This is a genomic window from Ochrobactrum sp. AN78, assembly GCF_029909885.1.
Classification (GTDB): Bacteria; Pseudomonadota; Alphaproteobacteria; order Rhizobiales; family Rhizobiaceae; genus Brucella; species Brucella quorumnocens.
Map to the genome: position 1 here is coordinate 87,271 of NZ_JASAMU010000008.1, position 16,460 is coordinate 103,730.

The window sequence follows — 16,460 nt, forward strand, 5'->3', positions numbered from 1 at the left end:
TCGCAGTAGCGGACAAGACGAGACGTCCTGCATCTTAACTGTTCTTGTGGAGCGCGGGGAGCCAAAAGCGTTCTTTGAAAGCCTTCCAGGGCGTGTCCACTGCTTCCCTGCCTTCACTGGCAGCAAGACCACCAGTGATAGAGATGAGCAAAGAAGACCGCAGGTTTGGCGGCTGTCCCTTTCGCGTCTTAGCCCCGTTATCGACGAGCCACTGACGATAACGGCAGGCGGTGAGGTTATTGCGGTGGCGAAATGATCGTCGGTACTCAAACTGCCAGCAATGCCATCCGGCCCGGATTCTCATCTCTGCGCAACGATTGTTCCCGACAGGGTTTAGGCGCTGCCCTGATCAGAGTGGTGCGGGAGAGCAGACGTTGAGCGCAGCCACCGCCCCTTACAATCTGGGTGCCAGTACTGATAACTCCATCAAAGAATAAGACCGATCGAAGCAAGCGTCTTACGCCAACAGCTTGATTTTAACTTGAAATATTCTTGGACTCGTTTATCGCGAATTTTCCAGATGGCGTTTGAACTTTGCCCATTTGGTATTAATAGTAAAAATGAAATGCCAGTTTGCTGAATGTGGTTCTGTTTTGGAATGTCGGTCTAACCGTTAATGTTCACCCTCAGACAATTACGCTATTTTATTGCATGCGCCGAGCAGGGTTCAGTTACGCGTGCAGCGCACACTCTATCGATCTCGCAATCGTCTATCACTGAGGCAATCAAAGAGCTTGAAGCCGATCTGAATGTGACATTGTTCGAGCGGCATCCGCGTGGGCTGATTGTTACCCATAGCGGCCATCAATTTATGCGTCATGCGACGAAAATCTTGGCCGATGTTTCGGATGCGAGACGTTCGATTTTAAGTAAGCAGGTGACGGAAAAGCGAACACTGAATATTGGCGTTACCTCGCTTGTTGCGGGTTATGTGCTGTCCGATCTTTTGGCTCGCTACCGACGGGCATTCCCTGATGTGGAGGTCAGTGCCATTGAAGATAACGGCTCTTATCTGGAGCATCTGCTGATCGGTGGCGAACTTGATGTGGCGGTAGTGGTGATTTCCAGCTTGCGCGACCGTATGGCACTTCATGCCGAAATTCTCGAAACGTCGCCTTACCGGCTTTGGCTGCCTCTAGGGCATTCGCTTATTTCCGTCGATGGAATTTCAATCGATGATGTGGCCAAAGAGCCGTTGATTATGCTCACGGTCGATGAAATCGAGGAAAATACTGGAAAGCTTCTTGCTGCACTCGGCGCGAGACCGCATGTGGCGTTCAGGACCCGTTCTGTTGAAGCGGTACGTAGCCTTGTGGCGACAGGCGCTGGCGTCGCGCTTCTTCCTGATCTTGTCTATCGTCCCTGGTCGCTCGAAGGAGATCGAATTGAAAGCCGGGACGTGTCGGGCACTTTGCCAATTGTCCAGATAGGCATGGTCTGGCGAAAAGGCTCGAGCCTCCCACAGTCAGCTCGTGATTTCATCGGAATTGCAGAAGCTGCACGGTCTGGTAGGCAGCGTTAAAACCGCTTTAAGAAAAAGTGTCCTTAATCAAGCCATTGTTTCCAAATTATAATTTAGAAACAATGAATTTTGTGAGTTACTGATCGGTCAAACCAATCGGAAAAACCGATACCTCCATTCTAATAAATGAATTTGCGAATGTTCTCCATTCGGATAACGTCCTCTTCAAGGAACGAAAAGCCGAAAACGGCCAAATGGAGAGAAGAATGCGACCATGTTTTCTACGTGCGGCTCAGCTGGCTTTGTGAGTTGCAACCAAGTGTCTCAATTGCTGTTCAGGCGCGCTTTTCGATAACTCCAAAACCTTTTCTGACTTCATGCTTCGCTTTTAACAGATGAAGCAGCTGTATTCTGCGCGGTTTTGTATCGAGCCCAACATCTGTTTTGCATTTCGTAGCCTCAACGATCCTTCGTCATGAATAAGCAACGAAAGCAGACGTAATTTCTGCCGGAGACTGTAATGAATTCTGAAATGCTTATCGGCTCCCAGTTTGAGCTGGGAACAGAGAATGAAGAACTTGTTCTCAATCCAAAAACGGGTGATGTCGTTTTGAACTTGCCTGAAGCTTCATTGGGTCAGGTCGATAAGGCTGTTGAAGCGGCTGAAAAAGCATTTCGATCATGGTCACGGACAACACCTGCGGAGCGCTCTAGCTATTTGCTGAAAATCGCCGATGCCGTTGAAAAAGATGCAGAAGGCTTTGCGGCACTCGAGGCTCTGAATTGTGGCAAGCCGTATCATGCGGTTCTCAATGACGAGATGCCGGCGATTATTGATTGCTATCGTTATTTTGCGGGCGCTGTCCGCAATATGCAGGGCCCACTTGCCGCTGAATATATCCCCGGCCACACATCTATGATCCGCCGAGATCCAGTTGGGATCGTTGGGTCAATTGCGCCGTGGAACTATCCGTTGATGATGATGGCATGGAAGCTCGCGCCTGCGATTGCTGGTGGTAACACAGTCGTTTTCAAACCATCGGAACAGACGCCTTTGACCGCATTGAAGATGGCGAAGGTCATGGCAGAGATTCTGCCTTCGGGCGTTGTGAACGTCGTTCTTGGGCGCGGCGAAACTGTCGGTAACGCGCTGATCAATCATCCGTCGATTAACATGGTTTCGATCACAGGCGATGTTGCAACGGGGAAGAAGGTTTTGCAGGCTGCTGCAAAATCGGTGAAGCGGACTCATCTCGAACTGGGTGGTAAAGCACCGGTCATCGTGATGGCGGATGCCGACATTGATGCGGTCGTTGCAGGTATCAAAACATTCGGATTCTACAATGCCGGACAAGACTGCACCGCTGCCTGCCGTATCTATGCCGACGCGCGTATTTATGATCGCCTTGTTGCCGACTTATCAGGGGCTGTTTCCAGCATTCGTTTCAATCTGGAAGATGATGCGCGCAATGAAATGGGGCCTCTTATATCGCGCCGGCAGCGTGACCGGGTTGAGAGTTTCGTGGCGCGCGCGCGAGAAAATACACATATCGAGATAACCGCAGGTGGCAATCCATCGGGTGACAAGGGCTTCTTCTTTGAACCGACCGTAGTTGCCGGAGCATTGCAGGAAGACGAGATCGTTCGACGCGAAGTTTTTGGCCCAGTTGTCTCTGTCACGCGCTTTAGCGAAGAAGATCAGGCCATATCATGGGCCAATGACAGTGATTATGGCCTGGCATCATCGGTGTGGACACGGGACATTAGCAAGGGTCTGAAGGCTGCGGCCCATCTGCAATACGGCTGCACATGGATAAACACGCATTTCATGCTGACCAATGAAATGCCGCATGGTGGCTTGAAACAGTCGGGCTATGGCAAAGACATGTCCATCTATGCGCTTGAGGACTATACCACAGTGCGTCATGTCATGATTGCTCACGGGTGATATGATGACAAACACCGCTCCTCAAATTCAAATTGATCGCCCAAAACCGGAAGTCTCCAAGACCGAAGTGGCGATCGAGATCAAGAACATGCACAAGTGGTATGGTGAGTTCCACGTGCTGCGTGACATCAACCTGAAGGTTATGCGTGGCGAACGCATCGTTGTGGCCGGCCCATCGGGTTCAGGCAAATCAACCATGATCCGTTGCGTCAATCGTCTGGAAGAACACCAGAAAGGCCAGATCATCGTTGACGGTATTGAACTTACCAATGACCTCAAGAAGATCGATGAAGTGCGCCGTGAAGTCGGTATGGTGTTCCAGCACTTTAATCTCTTCCCGCATCTGACTATTCTGGAAAACTGCACGCTTGCGCCGATCTGGGTGCGTAAAATGCCAAAGAAGCAGGCTGAAGAAGTGGCCATGCATTATTTGGCGCGCGTGAAAATCCCGGAACAGGCCAACAAGTATCCGGGGCAGCTTTCAGGCGGTCAGCAGCAGCGTGTGGCGATTGCGCGTGCGCTTTGCATGAGCCCGAAAGTGATGCTGTTTGACGAACCGACTTCGGCGCTTGATCCGGAAATGGTCAAGGAAGTACTTGATACCATGGTCAGCCTTGCCGATGAAGGCATGACAATGATCTGTGTGACACATGAAATGGGCTTTGCGCGTCAGGTCGCGAACCGCGTGATCTTTATGGATCAGGGGCAGATCGTCGAAGAAAATGCGCCAGCCGAGTTCTTCGACAATCCGCAGCACGAGCGGACCAAGCTGTTCCTCAGTCAGATTCTACATTGATCCATCAAAATTATAACCGCACCAACGGAGGGAAACTTGAACAAATTTTTCGCACTCGCATCAGCATCGCTGTTTCTGGTTTCAGGAATGGCACATGCTGGCCCAACACTCGACCGTCTCAATGAAAAGAAGGAAATGGTTGTTGCCACCAATGTTGGCTGGCCTCCACAGGGCTTCCTTGATGACAACAACGAGCTCGTGGGTTTTGACATTGATGTGGCCAATGAAATTGGTAAGCGCCTTGGCGTCAAAGTCCGTTTTGAAACACCAGAATGGCCAACGCTAACCGGTGGTCACTGGCAGGGACGTTATGATGTCGGCGTTGGCTCGGTAACCCCAACCAAGGCACGCGCACAGGCCATCGATTTTGCTGGCATCTATTACTATAGCCCCTATGTCTATGTGGTTCACAAGGACAGCCCAGCGCATTCCGCGGATGATCTCAATGGCAAGATTATTGGCGTTGAAACTGGAACCACGTCGGAAGATTTCATCAACCGTCGTCTCGAAATAGATGCACCGGATCTTCCCGCGTTTGAATACAAAGTGACACCGGGCGAAATCCGCACCTTTGAAGATTCCATGATGCCGTTTGACGATCTTCGTCTTGGGGATGGCGTGCGTCTCAATGCTGTTATTGCTCCTGAGCAGACGGCACAGACGGCGATCAAAAATGGCTATCCCGTTCGTATTCTCGAAGGTGGCTATGCGTTCCGTGAGCCACTCGTTGTGATCGCTGAAAAGAACGATCCTGAATGGACCGCAAAGATCGGCGAAATCGTCAAGCAGATGAAAGATGACGGCACGCTCGCAACGCTTACGACGAAGTGGTACGGCGCTGATTACAGCAAGGACTGAACTTAGCCGATAAGATCGCCTCTGATTTCCCAATATATGTCTATCCCGGCCCCGTCGTATCGGGCGGGTCGGGATCTGAACTGAGGGCGGAAATAAAGAAAAAAAACAGGCTGGTAACAAAATGTCTTATCCTGATACGCATTATTTCAGAACCATGGCCGATACCAAGCATCGTGTTGCACTTGTTGGCAATGAGGAATGCGAAACGCTCATCATCGGCGCAGGTCTGGCTGGTCTGACAACAGGGCTGGAACTGGCAAGGCAGGGGCATTCTGTTATCATTCTTGAGGCGCAGAATGTCGGCTTCGGCGCGTCCGGGCGAAATGGGGGTTTTGTCAGCCCCGGATACGCAACGGGTCATGACAAGATCGCAGCAACCACAGGCGAAGGCACCGCTAAGAAGCTGCACATGCTCTCGGTCGAGGGCATGGATTTCGTGGGTCAAACAATCCGCGATCTGAACATCACCTCTGCTGATCCGAAGCATGGGCTGATCAGTGTTCAACGCTATGAAGATGCAGCCGCTTTGCAGATGGAAGTGGCTGCGGCAAAGAGAGATTTCAATTACGAACTTGAATATATGTCGCGCGACGAAGTTCATTCCGTATTGAAGTCCGAACGTTATTTTCAAGCCGTTCGCGATGCCAAGGCGTTTCACATTCATCCACTCAACTATGCACGCGGCCTCGCGACAGAAATCGAACGTCTTGGCGGCAAGATTTATGAAAATTCGGCAGCAGAATCGATGGATGTTTCTGGCCCTCAGAAAGTGGTTCGTACAAGCCAGGCTTCTGTTCGGGCCAAAAATCTGGTGATTACGACCGGCGGCTATACCGGCGGGTTGAACAAGAAACTTCAACGGTCCTATTTGCCAATAGCGACCTATGTGATGGTTTCTGAAACAGCCCCCGATCTGATCAGGGAAGCGATTAAAACACCGGCAGCGATTGGCGATAGCCGCCGGGCTGGTGATTATTATCGGCTTATCGAAGGCGGAAGACGTATTTTGTGGGGTGGGCGCATTACAACGCGCGCCGCTTCTACGGAAGGTCTCGTGCGTGAATTGCGCAATGAAATGACAAGCACTTATCCGCAGCTTTCACAACTCAAGACGGAACTCGCGTGGTCTGGCCTGATGGCTTATGCGCGTCACCTGATGCCGCAAATCGGCCGAATGCCGGATGGCGTTTGGTATTGCACAGCATTTGGTGGGCATGGACTAAACACCACGGCAATTGGCGGCAAACTGGTTTCCGAAGCCATCCTTGGCACCACGGATCGCTACAAGCTTTTTGAGCCCTTTGGTCTTCCCTGGGCCGGCGGCTATGCCGGTCTTGCGGTTGCTCAACTCACCTATTGGAAACTGCAGGCGCAGGATAAGTGGCGCGAACGGTCTGCCGGTTAAGCTCTTTTCTTCCTACTGCGAATTTTAATCCCCCAGAACAAAAAGACATCCATCGAGCCCAGCGGTACAGGGTGCACACCGAATTGAAGGAGACCGTTCATGCTTGGACGATTCATTCTTAACTATCCCGATACAGCGCGCAGGCTTGGCGGTCTTGTCCTGTTCGCAATCACTATGGTGGCGCTCTATTCAATTGGCATCAGTGCCCACTGGTTGGGTTCTGTTGTTCCCTCACTTGCAGAATGGGTGAAAGAAAATCCCGCCACAGCGAAAATTGTTTCCGCGTTCGCTATTTCGCTGATCCTCTTTGTGAACTGGAAGCTACTCAAGAAACTTTCGAGAAAGCAGCAAATAGTAGCGGTTTGGGTCGAGCTGTTTACGCTTTTGATGCTGTTCTTTTATTCGTTTGATCTGTCGTTTTCGTTTATCGCTCGTAAAATTGGCTTCCTGATCACACAGGGAACCGTCACCACACTGTATATTTCCGCGATATCGATTGTGATTGCCACAGTCATCGCGCTTATTGGCGCGATTGCGAAGCTATCCAAAAACGGTGTTATTTACGGGCTTTCGACTTTTTACACGTCGCTTTTTCGCGGCCTGCCGCTGTTGATGCAGATTTACATTATCTATCTGGGCCTGCCACAGATTGGCTATGTGATTGGGGCGATTCCTGCCGGTATTCTAGCGCTTTCGCTGTGCTATGGCGCTTATATGACGGAAATTTTCCGCGCTGGTATCGAAAGCATACCGCGCGGCCAAACCGAAGGTGCAACAGCACTTGGTCTTGGCTCGGCGCAGACAATGTGGCTCGTCATTCTGCCGCAGGCGATGCGGATTATCATCCCGCCAACAGGTAACCAGTTCATCGCCATGCTCAAGGACTCGTCGCTTGTTTCGGTCATCGGCGTATGGGAGCTGATGTATGTCGCAAGAACGCAGGGCCAGACCGAGTTCCGGCATATCGAAATGCTGATCACCGCCTCGATGATCTATTGGATGCTGTCCATTTCGTTCGAATTCATTCAGTCCCGCATAGAGCGTTATTACGCACGATACAACGCGCGTTGAGCCGCGACCATGTTGTGATGCGCTTTCTCTAAGGCGCATCGCGCTTCTCATCTGTCCAACCATTTTCTATTGGAAACGCGTATGTCTGAAATGGCCCTTTTTTCGAAAGCTGAATTGTCCCGCCCTAATCTTACAAGTGACGATGCGGCAGATATTCTTGGCTCGGTTTACGGGCTGAAGGGCGAATTGCGCGAGCTCGGCTCTCAGCAGGACCGGAATTTTAAGGTAAGCATTGTCAACGAGAGCTATGTGCTTAAAATTTCCCACAGCGAATATCCGCGCGTTGAGCTTGAGGCACAGAATGCCATTTTGCAGCATCTGGGTTCGAAAACGGACGACAGCACCGACCCCGCTTTTGTCTTCCCGAAAGTCATTCCGTGCAGCGACGGCAATCTGATTGGTGCTGCTCGTGTTGGTTCGGAAAACTATCACGTTCGCTTGTTGAGTTTCATCGAAGGTGAGACACTGACTGCACGCAATTATTTGAGCGGCTCAGCAATTGAATCACTTGGCGCACTTGCCGGATGCGTTGCACGTTCATTGGCTCATTTTTCGCATGTCGGTACGCTGAGAAATTCCCAGTGGGATCTCGCTCATGCGGAAGCTGTGGTGCCATTTCTGTTACAGGACGAAGTGCAGGGCGCTGTTGCTGCATCCATATTTGCTGCAATGGAACAAATCAAAAAGCGTCTTGAGCCGATAAAGGCCGGTTTGCGTGTTCAGGTCATTCACCACGATATTACTGATGATAATGTGGTCGGTCACAAAGAGCTTTCGGGAACAGTGCTTCCTTATGCCGTTATCGATTTTGGCGATATGACCAAAAGCTGGCTGGTTGCAGAACTCGCGACGACCTGCGCTTCTTTGCTGCATCACGGAGACAAAGACCCTTTCTCGATCTTGCCGGCGGTGAAGGCGTTTCATGCAATTTGCCCGTTAAACACGGATGAGCTTACCGCCCTTTGGCCGCTGATCGTGGCGCGTGCTTGTGTTCTGCTTGCAGCATCGCATCAGCAACTCAAGCTTGATCCGGATAACAACTATGCTACTGCCAATGCAGCTCATGAGCGTATGATCTTTGATGTCGCCACGTCGGTTCCGTTTGAATTAATGGAAAAAGCGATCTTCTGTGCGTTGGGTGTTGATTTTGAAACCAAGTGTCCGGCCAAGATTAGATCTATTATTCCTAGCATGGATTTGGCGTCCGCAAAGCAGGTCGATTTGTCGATTGATAATCCCCAATTTGTCGCAGGGAACTGGGATGCGAGTGATGCCGAACACCAGATTTTGCTGGAAGCCGCTCAATCGGCAGGAAGCAGCGTAACGCGATATGGTGAATATCGATTAACGCGCACACAGGTTAACAGCCGCACCGAGCCAAAAAACTTTGCGATGCATATAGCAGTTTGTGTTCCCGCTGGAACAGAGGTGGTTGCGCCGTTTGAATGTCGCGTCTATTGCGCAAATGGCACACTTATTTTGCGCACTGGTACGCTAAATCTGCACATTCGCGGTTTGGACATCATCGATGGACTGGCATATTCCGTAGCATCAGGCGATGTGCTCGGTAAAGTTCGCAATGAACAGAATGGCTTTGGCATCATTGGCGTTCAGCAGTCAGAAATAGCATCGGAAGCGTTATCTCAATTCGCAAAACCATCGCAGTCCGCCGCATGGTCTGCCGTTTGCCCATCGCCAGCAGCATTTCTTGGTTTGCCCACAGACATACCATCGAAAACATCTTCATCCTTGCTTGATCGGCGCTATCGCAGCCTTGCTGGTACACAGAAGCATTACTATGAAAATCCGCCTCAGATTGAGCGTGGCTGGAAAGAGCATCTGTTCGATACTCAAGGGCGTGCCTATCTCGATATGGTCAACAACGTGACCACTATAGGCCATGGCCATCCGCGACTTGCAGAAAATGTGAGCAAGCAGTGGTTGAAGCTCAACACCAATTCACGATTCCATTATTCAGAAGTGGCTGCCTTTTCAGAAAGACTGGCCGCATTGGCACCGCAAGGACTAGATACGGTGTTTCTCGTGAACAGTGGGTCTGAAGCCAATGATCTTGCCCTAAGACTGGCTTGGGCTTGGAACGGCCAGCGCAATATTGTCTCGTTGCTGGAGGCCTATCACGGCTGGACAGTAGGGAGTGATGCTGTATCCACCTCAACGGCTGATAATCCGAATGCACTAGGGACACGTCCGTCATGGGTGCATCCGGTCGTGTCTCCGAATTTGTATCGCGGGAGCATGACTTCTGAACAATATATCGGAGCTGTTTTGGATAAGCTTTTGGAGCTTGACGCAAAAGGCGACCGACTTGCAGGTTTTATCTGTGAGCCGATCTATGGCAATGCTGGCGGAATCCCGCTGCCAGCAGGCTATCTGAAAAAAGTCTATCAAGAAGTTCGCTCCCGCGGCGGACTTTGCATCGCTGATGAGGTGCAGGTTGGTTATGGGCGCACAGGTCACCACTTCTGGGGCTTTGAAGAACAGCAGGTCGTGCCAGACGTTATCACGATCGCTAAGGGCATGGGCAATGGCCATCCGCTGGGCGCAGTCATAACACGCAAGGAAATTGCCGATGCGCTTGAAAAGGAAGGCTACTTCTTCTCATCGGCCGGCGGCAGCCCGGTCTCATCTGTCGTCGGAAATACTGTCCTCGACATTATGGAGGAGGAACAGCTTCAGGCCAACGCGCGTAATGTCGGTGGTCATCTCAAAAGCCGGCTTGAGGCACTCAAACAGCAATATGCTTTGATCGGTGCGGTTCATGGCATGGGGCTTTATATGGGGCTGGAATTTGTCCGCGATCATGTCTCATTGGAACCCGCGACTGAAGAAACGATGGCGCTTTGCGATCGGTTGCTCGAACTTGGTATCATTATGCAGCCGACCGGAGATCATCTGAATATTTTTAAAATCAAACCACCCCTTTGCCTCACGAAAGACAGCGCTGATTATTTCGTTGATACTTTGGAATCTGTTTTGAAAGAGGCTCATTAGGACTGAATCTATAAAATGTGAGGTGTTGCAACGTTGATGCTTAAGTCTTGTTAAGGATCAAACATCTATTCGTTTCGTCGTTCCCTTACCATTTTTTGAGTGGCAATCGGATGATTGGATTGATCATTTTAATCGTTGATCGCAATAGTCTTTCTCAATACCAAGCGGGAGATGGATAGCGTCGTTTCAAATTTAACTGTGAAGCAGCTCGTAAAGGCGCGCGCCGGGCTTCAGATACAAGTCGGCGAACGAATCGCCGAGACGCCTCTTCCAGTTCTACCATTGCGGACTGAAGATGTGCGGGCTCCTCGGCAGCGATTCCGCTGTGGTATCGTTCCGCTGTCTTTTGAACATTTATCGCTCTTGTCACCCCGTTGAACAACTGGAACGGTAGAGTTCAAAACCCGTGACACGCCCTATCGAGCGCGGATACGATCTCGTCGTGTGAAGTAGAAAGGTTTGTGACTGGGTTCTTTAATACGGACACCGGAATTGCCGACATAAACTGTGTCACAAGTTTTCATTGTTGCCTCCAACGCCTGGAAAAGGGGTGAGAAGCTTATTATCACTGTCCACGTGACGGTGAAGCTTTGACAGGCGAAGCTTCGCCCGGATACCTACATTTCCGCCAAGACCGCGTTGAGCAAGACTGGAACCGAGGCGCGATGACGGGTGCCGATGTCTTCGACGCGCTCGCGCCAACAAACTGCTCGACGTTACCCCAACGACCGACTAGCGTATTTTTTTGGCCATGTGGAGAGAGTGGGATCGTTAACGAGCGCATCATTCAGCGCTGTGTCGCAATAGCCCGGCGAGATGGCATCGCAGCCCATAGTTAGCCCAGTCAGTCGCCACACCTTTTGTCAGCTTCCCAACAGCGCCTTTCGTTGCCAGCAATGCCCTTGTTCTGGGGGATGATTGCCAGGCCTCCAACGCTGAATAGGTGGACAGATGATTATCCGTCTGATCGATGCAGTGTGATGTCGACTGCGTATGAACGAAGCACCACCAGAACTTGCCGGTCGTCGATCTTGAAAGATCAAGTGCTGGCGCGTTATATCAGACATGAGTGGCAAATAGCCAAACTCGTAGGTTCTGATCGATTCAAGGCAAGGGCGTCGCGCGCATTGCTTTTAAAATCAACACAAACCAGTCGGTCCGCGCATCTCGCACGTCCTCTGTGACCGATCACCTCATCGTCGCTGCCGCGCTGGCATGAGTTTTGACAAGGGGTTTCTCGTCATCGGGAGGCAGCGCAAAACGCCCTGCTCCGTTCAAGAAATCACGGCATGGGCCCGGCACAAGCTTCGCAAACCGCCAATAATGATGCGTGAATCGTAAAGTGACTTTGCCAGTTTCCCCTATCATATTGTTCCCAACAAAAAACAAAGGGGAGAGATGATGAAGAAGCTCAATCACCTGCTGGTGGCGGGTATTGCAACCCTGTCCGCCGCTCCGGCTTTTGCAGCCGAGGCAGAATCCTGCAAAGCGCCGAGATTTTCTGATGTCGGTTGGACCGACATCACCGCCACCACGGCGCTCGCATCGCTTTTGCTCGAAAAGGCTGGCTACCAGCCCCAGACGACAATTCTCTCAGTGCCGGTGACATTTCAGTCACTGGAGAATGGCCAGATCGATATTTTCCTTGGAAACTGGATGCCGCTTCAGGAAGAAGTGCGCAAACCCTATCTCGAAGGAAAGACAATCGAGCAGGCCGGCATCAATCTCGAAAATGCAAAAATCGGCCTTGCCGCAACGGGCAAGGATCTCGGCATCAAGACTTATGCCGACATAGCAAAGTTCAAGGAGCAGCTCGGCGGAAAAATCTACGGTATTGAAGCGGGCAGCAGCGCCAATGCAACGATCCAGTCGATGATCGAGAAGAACAATTTCGAGCTAAAGGATTTTCAGCTGGCGGAATCGAGCGAACAGGCGATGCTGTCACAGGTGCAGAATGCCGTGCGCAAGGATGAGCCGGTGGTGTTCTTCGCTTGGACCCCACATCCGATGAATATTCGCTACAGGCTTACCTATCTGGAACACGGCGATAATCTCTTTGGCCCCGATGACGGTGCCGCAACCGTCGAGACGCTGACCCGCAAGGGCTATGCAACCGAGTGCCCGAATGTCTCGCATTTTCTGTCGAAGTTGAAGTTCACGACCGAGATGGAAAGCACCATGATGAACATGATCCTCAATGACGGCATGGAAGCCAAGGATGCCGTCACCAAATGGATCAAGGATAACCCGGCACAGCTCGATGCGTGGCTCGAGGGTTTCAGCACGTTCGACGGCAAGCCAGCGCTCACCGAAGTGAAGTCCGGCCTCGGCCTGTAACAAATAGCCGCGAGATTATTTTTGCCGCAACTTGCTCGGCGCCTGTCCGAAATGCCGCTTGAAAGCGCGGGAAAGCGAGCTGATCGACGAAAAGCCGGTTTGTTCCGCAGTATCCGCCATTGAAAGATGCGTATCGAGGATGAGGCGTCGAGCGGCCTTGAGCCGAAGCGACAGATAATAATTGCCCGGCGATTGCCCGATCACTTTGGCAAACAGCATTTCGAGACTGCGCGTCGAAAGACCAAGCCGTCTGGCAATCCGCGTCACTGGTAGAGGCCGGTCGATATGGTTCTCCATAATCTTGATGGCATCGGCCAGTCGCGGCTCCCGGTTCAAAAGCCGCCCCAGCGATACCAGTGGCTGCGCATCCGAAGCCTGTCGCACCTCGTCATACACATAGAGGCTCGCGACATCGAGTGCGATCGAATAGCCATGCCGCGCGCGAATGAGCGCCAGCATCATATCGAGTGCGGGGGCGGCTCCGCCCGTGGTGAGAAACGTGCCGTCGCGCACCCAGCGATCCGATTGCGTTTCCACATCGGGAAACCGCTGTGAAAACGCTTCCAGATCCTCCCAATGGGTGGTGGCTCTCCTGCCATTGAGTAGCCCGGCCTTTGCCAGCACCCAAGAACCCGCTTCAACACCGATCACCAATTGGGACTGTTTGGCGGCCTGACGCAGCTGCGCAAGAAGTTTAGGGGTCGCGTGTTCCAGCGCATGAAATGCGCTGACGATAATCAGGATATCCTGCGGTATTGCCTCGAATTTTCCATTCACACCGACCTTCAGGCCGCTGGATGTATTGGGGTCGCTTCCATCCGGGGACACCACCCGCCAGGAATAGAGCGACCGCCCCGTAACCCGGTTGGCGCCCCGCATCGGGTCGAGCGTCGCTGCGAGCGACATGAGCGAACAATCCGGCAAAACCAGCAGGGTGACAGACAGTTGCTCATCGGATGGTTCAAAGATCACGTGCTTCGCTCTTCGCCAAACTAATTTCGTAAAATGATAATCTCAGCAATCTGCGACCTGTCAAGCTCGACAAAATTGAGGGAGATCATCATGCCTTTGCAGCCCGCTCGCGAAACCTTCATTACAGCCGCTGTTACCGGCGCTGGCGCCACCACGCATCGCTCTAACAAAGTGCCGATAACGCCAAGGCAGATTGCCGATGCCGCAATTGAAAGCGCGGAAGCAGGTGCCGCAATCGCCCACATTCATGTGCGCGATCCCGAAACGGGCGAACCATCACGCAAGGTCGAACTATTCCGCGAAGTCGTCGATCATATACGGGCATCCGGCGTGGACATTGTGCTTAACCTGACCGCGGGCGTCGGCGGCGATCTTGTTTTCGGTTCTGCTGAAGCGCCTCTGCCACCGGATGCGTCGAAGACCGATATGGCGGGCGCGACCGAGCGCCTTGCACATGTTGCAGCGCTTCTGCCGGAAATCTGCACGCTTGATTGCGGCACCATGAATTTCGGTGAAGGCGACTATGTAATGACCAACACGCCTGCCATGCTGAAAGAAATGGCAGCACAAATCCAGCGTCTCGGCGTTCGCCCGGAAATCGAAATTTTCGACACAGGTCACCTGCCATTGGCTCAATGGCTGCAGCAACAAGGCCTGCTTGACGACCCGGTGATGGTGCAATTGTGCATGGGCATTCCATGGGGCGCGCCGGATGATCTCGCGACGCTTGTTTCCATCCTCCACAACCTGCCGGACAAGTGGAACTTCTCCGCCTTCTCCATCGGCCGCAACCAGTTGCCCTATGTTGCGCTTGCGGTGCTCGCAGGTGGGAATATCCGGGTCGGTCTCGAAGACAATATCTGGCTTGACAAGGGCGTCCTCGCCTCTAATGGCGATCTGGTGGAGCGCGCAAGGACCATCGCGGTCAATATGGGGTCCAAGATACTAACGCCCGGTGAAGTTCGAGAAAAGCTCAAACTCCGGAAGCGTTGGTGATGCCTATGAACAACCATCCTCCCAAGATCGCCTGCATTGGCAGCGGTGTCATCGGCAGCGGTTGGGCTGCGCGCTTTCTTCTCAACGGCTATGATGTTGCGGTCTATGATCCGTCGTCGGAAGCGCAGGCCACAACTGAGCACATCCTCGACAATGCTCGGCGCGCACTTTCCGCCCTCACTCAAAAGCGCCTGCGGAAAGAAGGCAGGCTTTCCTTTGTGCCGACACTGGCCGATGCCGTGCGCGATACGATTTTGGTTCAGGAAAGCGTGCCTGAAAGGCTGGACCTCAAACTCGCGGTTCTCCAGGAGATCGAGGCATTCTGCTCAAGCGATGCGCTCATCGCGTCATCCACCTCTGGCTTCGTGCCAAGCAAGCTGCAAGCCCCCTTGCAGCACCCAGGGCGGCTGATCATTGCGCATCCCTATAATCCGGTCTATCTGCTTCCGCTGGTGGAACTTGTTCCTGGAGAAAAGACCGACCGCCACGCCATTGAGAGGGCGGCTGATCTTTATCGCCATACGGGTATGGAAGCGGTCATTCTTGAAAAGGAAATCGACGCCTTTGTCGGCGACCGCTTGCTGGAAGCCCTATGGCGCGAAGCGCTCTGGCTCGTCAAAGACGGAATCGCCACAGTTGAGCAGATTGATAATATCATCCGCTATTCGTTCGGTTTGCGCTGGGCACAGATGGGCTTGTTCCAGACCTATCGGATCGCGGGTGGCCCGGCGGGAATGCGGCACTTCCTGGCGCAGTTCGGTCCCGCACTACAATGGCCGTGGACGAAGCTGACGGATGTTCCAGAGCTGGACAACGCCCTGATAGACCGTATTGCCAGCCAGTCGGACGAGCAGAACGAAGGCCTGTCGATCCGCGACCTTGAAACAATTCGCGACGCCAATCTGGTGGCCATCATCCGCGCCCTTTCCCAACAACAGCAGGGCAAGGGCTGGGGCGCAGGTGCACTTCTAAACGAGTATACGGCGCAACTCGACACATCAAATGCGGATATAACACCACGCTCAACTCTGCTGCGTCTGCTGGGTGCCCGTGTGATCCCCGATTGGATCGACTATAATGGCCATATGACTGAGCATCGATATCTCGATCTTTTTGGGCAGACCACCGACCAGTTTCTTGCGCATATCGGTGTCGATGCAGCCTATCTGAACGGTGCGCGCAGCTACTACACTGTCGAAACCCACATCATGCATCGCAATGAAGCCCAAGTTGGCGACGAACTGCATGTCGACGCACAGCTTCTGTCTTTCGATGCAAAGCGCATTCACCTGATCCATTCGTTGAAACGCGGTGAGACGGAACTGGCGAGCGCGGAGCAGATGCTGCTCCATGTCGATACGAAAGCAGGCAAAGCGGTCGCCGCCGATCCTGTCATTTTACAAAGGCTGGAAAACTTAACGCTTACCCAGAAGGGCTTAGCCGTTCCGGCTGCTGTCGGACGATATGTGGGGCAGCGCCCATGAGCGTTGCCCGAATTGACGGAGAGCAGCCTATGACGCATCCGTCTCACGGGTTGGCACAAAATGCTTGAACATATCTCCCCATGGATGAGACGAAATAAAACACCCATCCGGCGCCCACA

Annotated in this window: 12 protein-coding genes and 1 pseudogene; 10 read left to right on the forward strand and 3 right to left on the reverse strand. The window is 52.5% G+C overall.

What is annotated here, in order from left to right; all coding sequences use genetic code 11:
• The first annotated feature begins 616 nt into the window (after window positions 1-616).
• The 7 genes from QBD00_RS15830 to QBD00_RS15860 all read left to right on the forward strand — a co-directional run bounded on the left by QBD00_RS15830 (window position 617) and on the right by QBD00_RS15860 (window position 10,552).
• Window positions 617-1,522 (forward strand): LysR family transcriptional regulator, encoded by a 906-nt coding sequence (locus QBD00_RS15830; RefSeq protein ID WP_318580011.1) that lies wholly within the window; start codon window positions 617-619, stop codon window positions 1,520-1,522.
• 460 nt (window positions 1,523-1,982) lie between these two features.
• On the forward strand, window positions 1,983-3,410 hold the full coding sequence (locus QBD00_RS15835; RefSeq protein ID WP_318580012.1) for a gamma-aminobutyraldehyde dehydrogenase: 1,428 nt from the start codon (window positions 1,983-1,985) through the stop codon (window positions 3,408-3,410).
• Window positions 3,411-3,414: 4 nt separating this feature from the next.
• Window positions 3,415-4,206 (forward strand): amino acid ABC transporter ATP-binding protein, encoded by a 792-nt coding sequence (locus tag QBD00_RS15840; protein ID WP_151093931.1) that lies wholly within the window; start codon window positions 3,415-3,417, stop codon window positions 4,204-4,206.
• 87 nt (window positions 4,207-4,293) lie between these two features.
• A complete protein-coding gene (locus QBD00_RS15845) occupies window positions 4,294-5,064 on the forward strand; it encodes a transporter substrate-binding domain-containing protein (RefSeq protein WP_318580040.1) in 771 nt (256 codons plus the stop codon).
• A 121-nt stretch (window positions 5,065-5,185) separates the two neighbouring features.
• Complete coding sequence (locus QBD00_RS15850; protein WP_191907286.1) at window positions 5,186-6,469, forward strand: NAD(P)/FAD-dependent oxidoreductase; 1,284 nt, start codon at window positions 5,186-5,188, stop codon at window positions 6,467-6,469.
• Window positions 6,470-6,568: 99 nt separating this feature from the next.
• Window positions 6,569-7,540, forward strand: coding sequence for an amino acid ABC transporter permease (locus tag QBD00_RS15855; protein ID WP_318580013.1), 972 nt, complete (start codon window positions 6,569-6,571; stop codon window positions 7,538-7,540).
• An 81-nt stretch (window positions 7,541-7,621) separates the two neighbouring features.
• Window positions 7,622-10,552: an aminotransferase gene (locus QBD00_RS15860; RefSeq protein WP_318580014.1), complete on the forward strand. Its 2,931-nt coding sequence runs from the start codon at window positions 7,622-7,624 to the stop codon at window positions 10,550-10,552.
• Window positions 10,553-10,949: 397 nt separating this feature from the next.
• Here the strand turns inward: QBD00_RS15860 and QBD00_RS15865 are convergent, their stop codons facing one another.
• Window positions 10,950-11,066 (reverse strand): CcdB family protein, encoded by a 117-nt coding sequence (locus tag QBD00_RS15865; RefSeq protein ID WP_318580015.1) that lies wholly within the window; start codon window positions 11,064-11,066, stop codon window positions 10,950-10,952.
• A 180-nt stretch (window positions 11,067-11,246) separates the two neighbouring features.
• A pseudogene (locus QBD00_RS23640) lies at window positions 11,247-11,446 on the reverse strand (SDR family oxidoreductase); the annotation flags it as partial.
• 507 nt (window positions 11,447-11,953) lie between these two features.
• On the opposite strand from QBD00_RS23640, the gene choX reads away from it, so the two are divergent.
• Entirely contained in the window at window positions 11,954-12,889 is a 936-nt protein-coding gene (gene choX / locus QBD00_RS15875; protein WP_151094040.1) for a choline ABC transporter substrate-binding protein, read from the forward strand.
• Window positions 12,890-12,904: 15 nt separating this feature from the next.
• Here the strand turns inward: choX and QBD00_RS15880 are convergent, their stop codons facing one another.
• The gene (locus QBD00_RS15880; protein ID WP_151093925.1) at window positions 12,905-13,861 is read right to left on the reverse strand and encodes a GlxA family transcriptional regulator; all 957 of its coding nucleotides are present in this window, start codon (window positions 13,859-13,861) and stop codon (window positions 12,905-12,907) included.
• 90 nt (window positions 13,862-13,951) lie between these two features.
• Here QBD00_RS15880 and QBD00_RS15885 point away from each other — a divergent pair, with 90 nt between their 5' ends.
• Together QBD00_RS15885 and QBD00_RS15890 are read left to right on the forward strand one after the other, a co-directional pair.
• Window positions 13,952-14,857, forward strand: a complete 906-nt coding sequence (locus QBD00_RS15885) for a 3-keto-5-aminohexanoate cleavage protein (RefSeq protein WP_151093923.1) — start codon at window positions 13,952-13,954, stop codon at window positions 14,855-14,857.
• 5 nt (window positions 14,858-14,862) lie between these two features.
• Window positions 14,863-16,341, forward strand: coding sequence for a carnitine 3-dehydrogenase (locus QBD00_RS15890; RefSeq protein ID WP_318580016.1), 1,479 nt, complete (start codon window positions 14,863-14,865; stop codon window positions 16,339-16,341).
• Window positions 16,342-16,460: the final 119 nt, after the last annotated feature.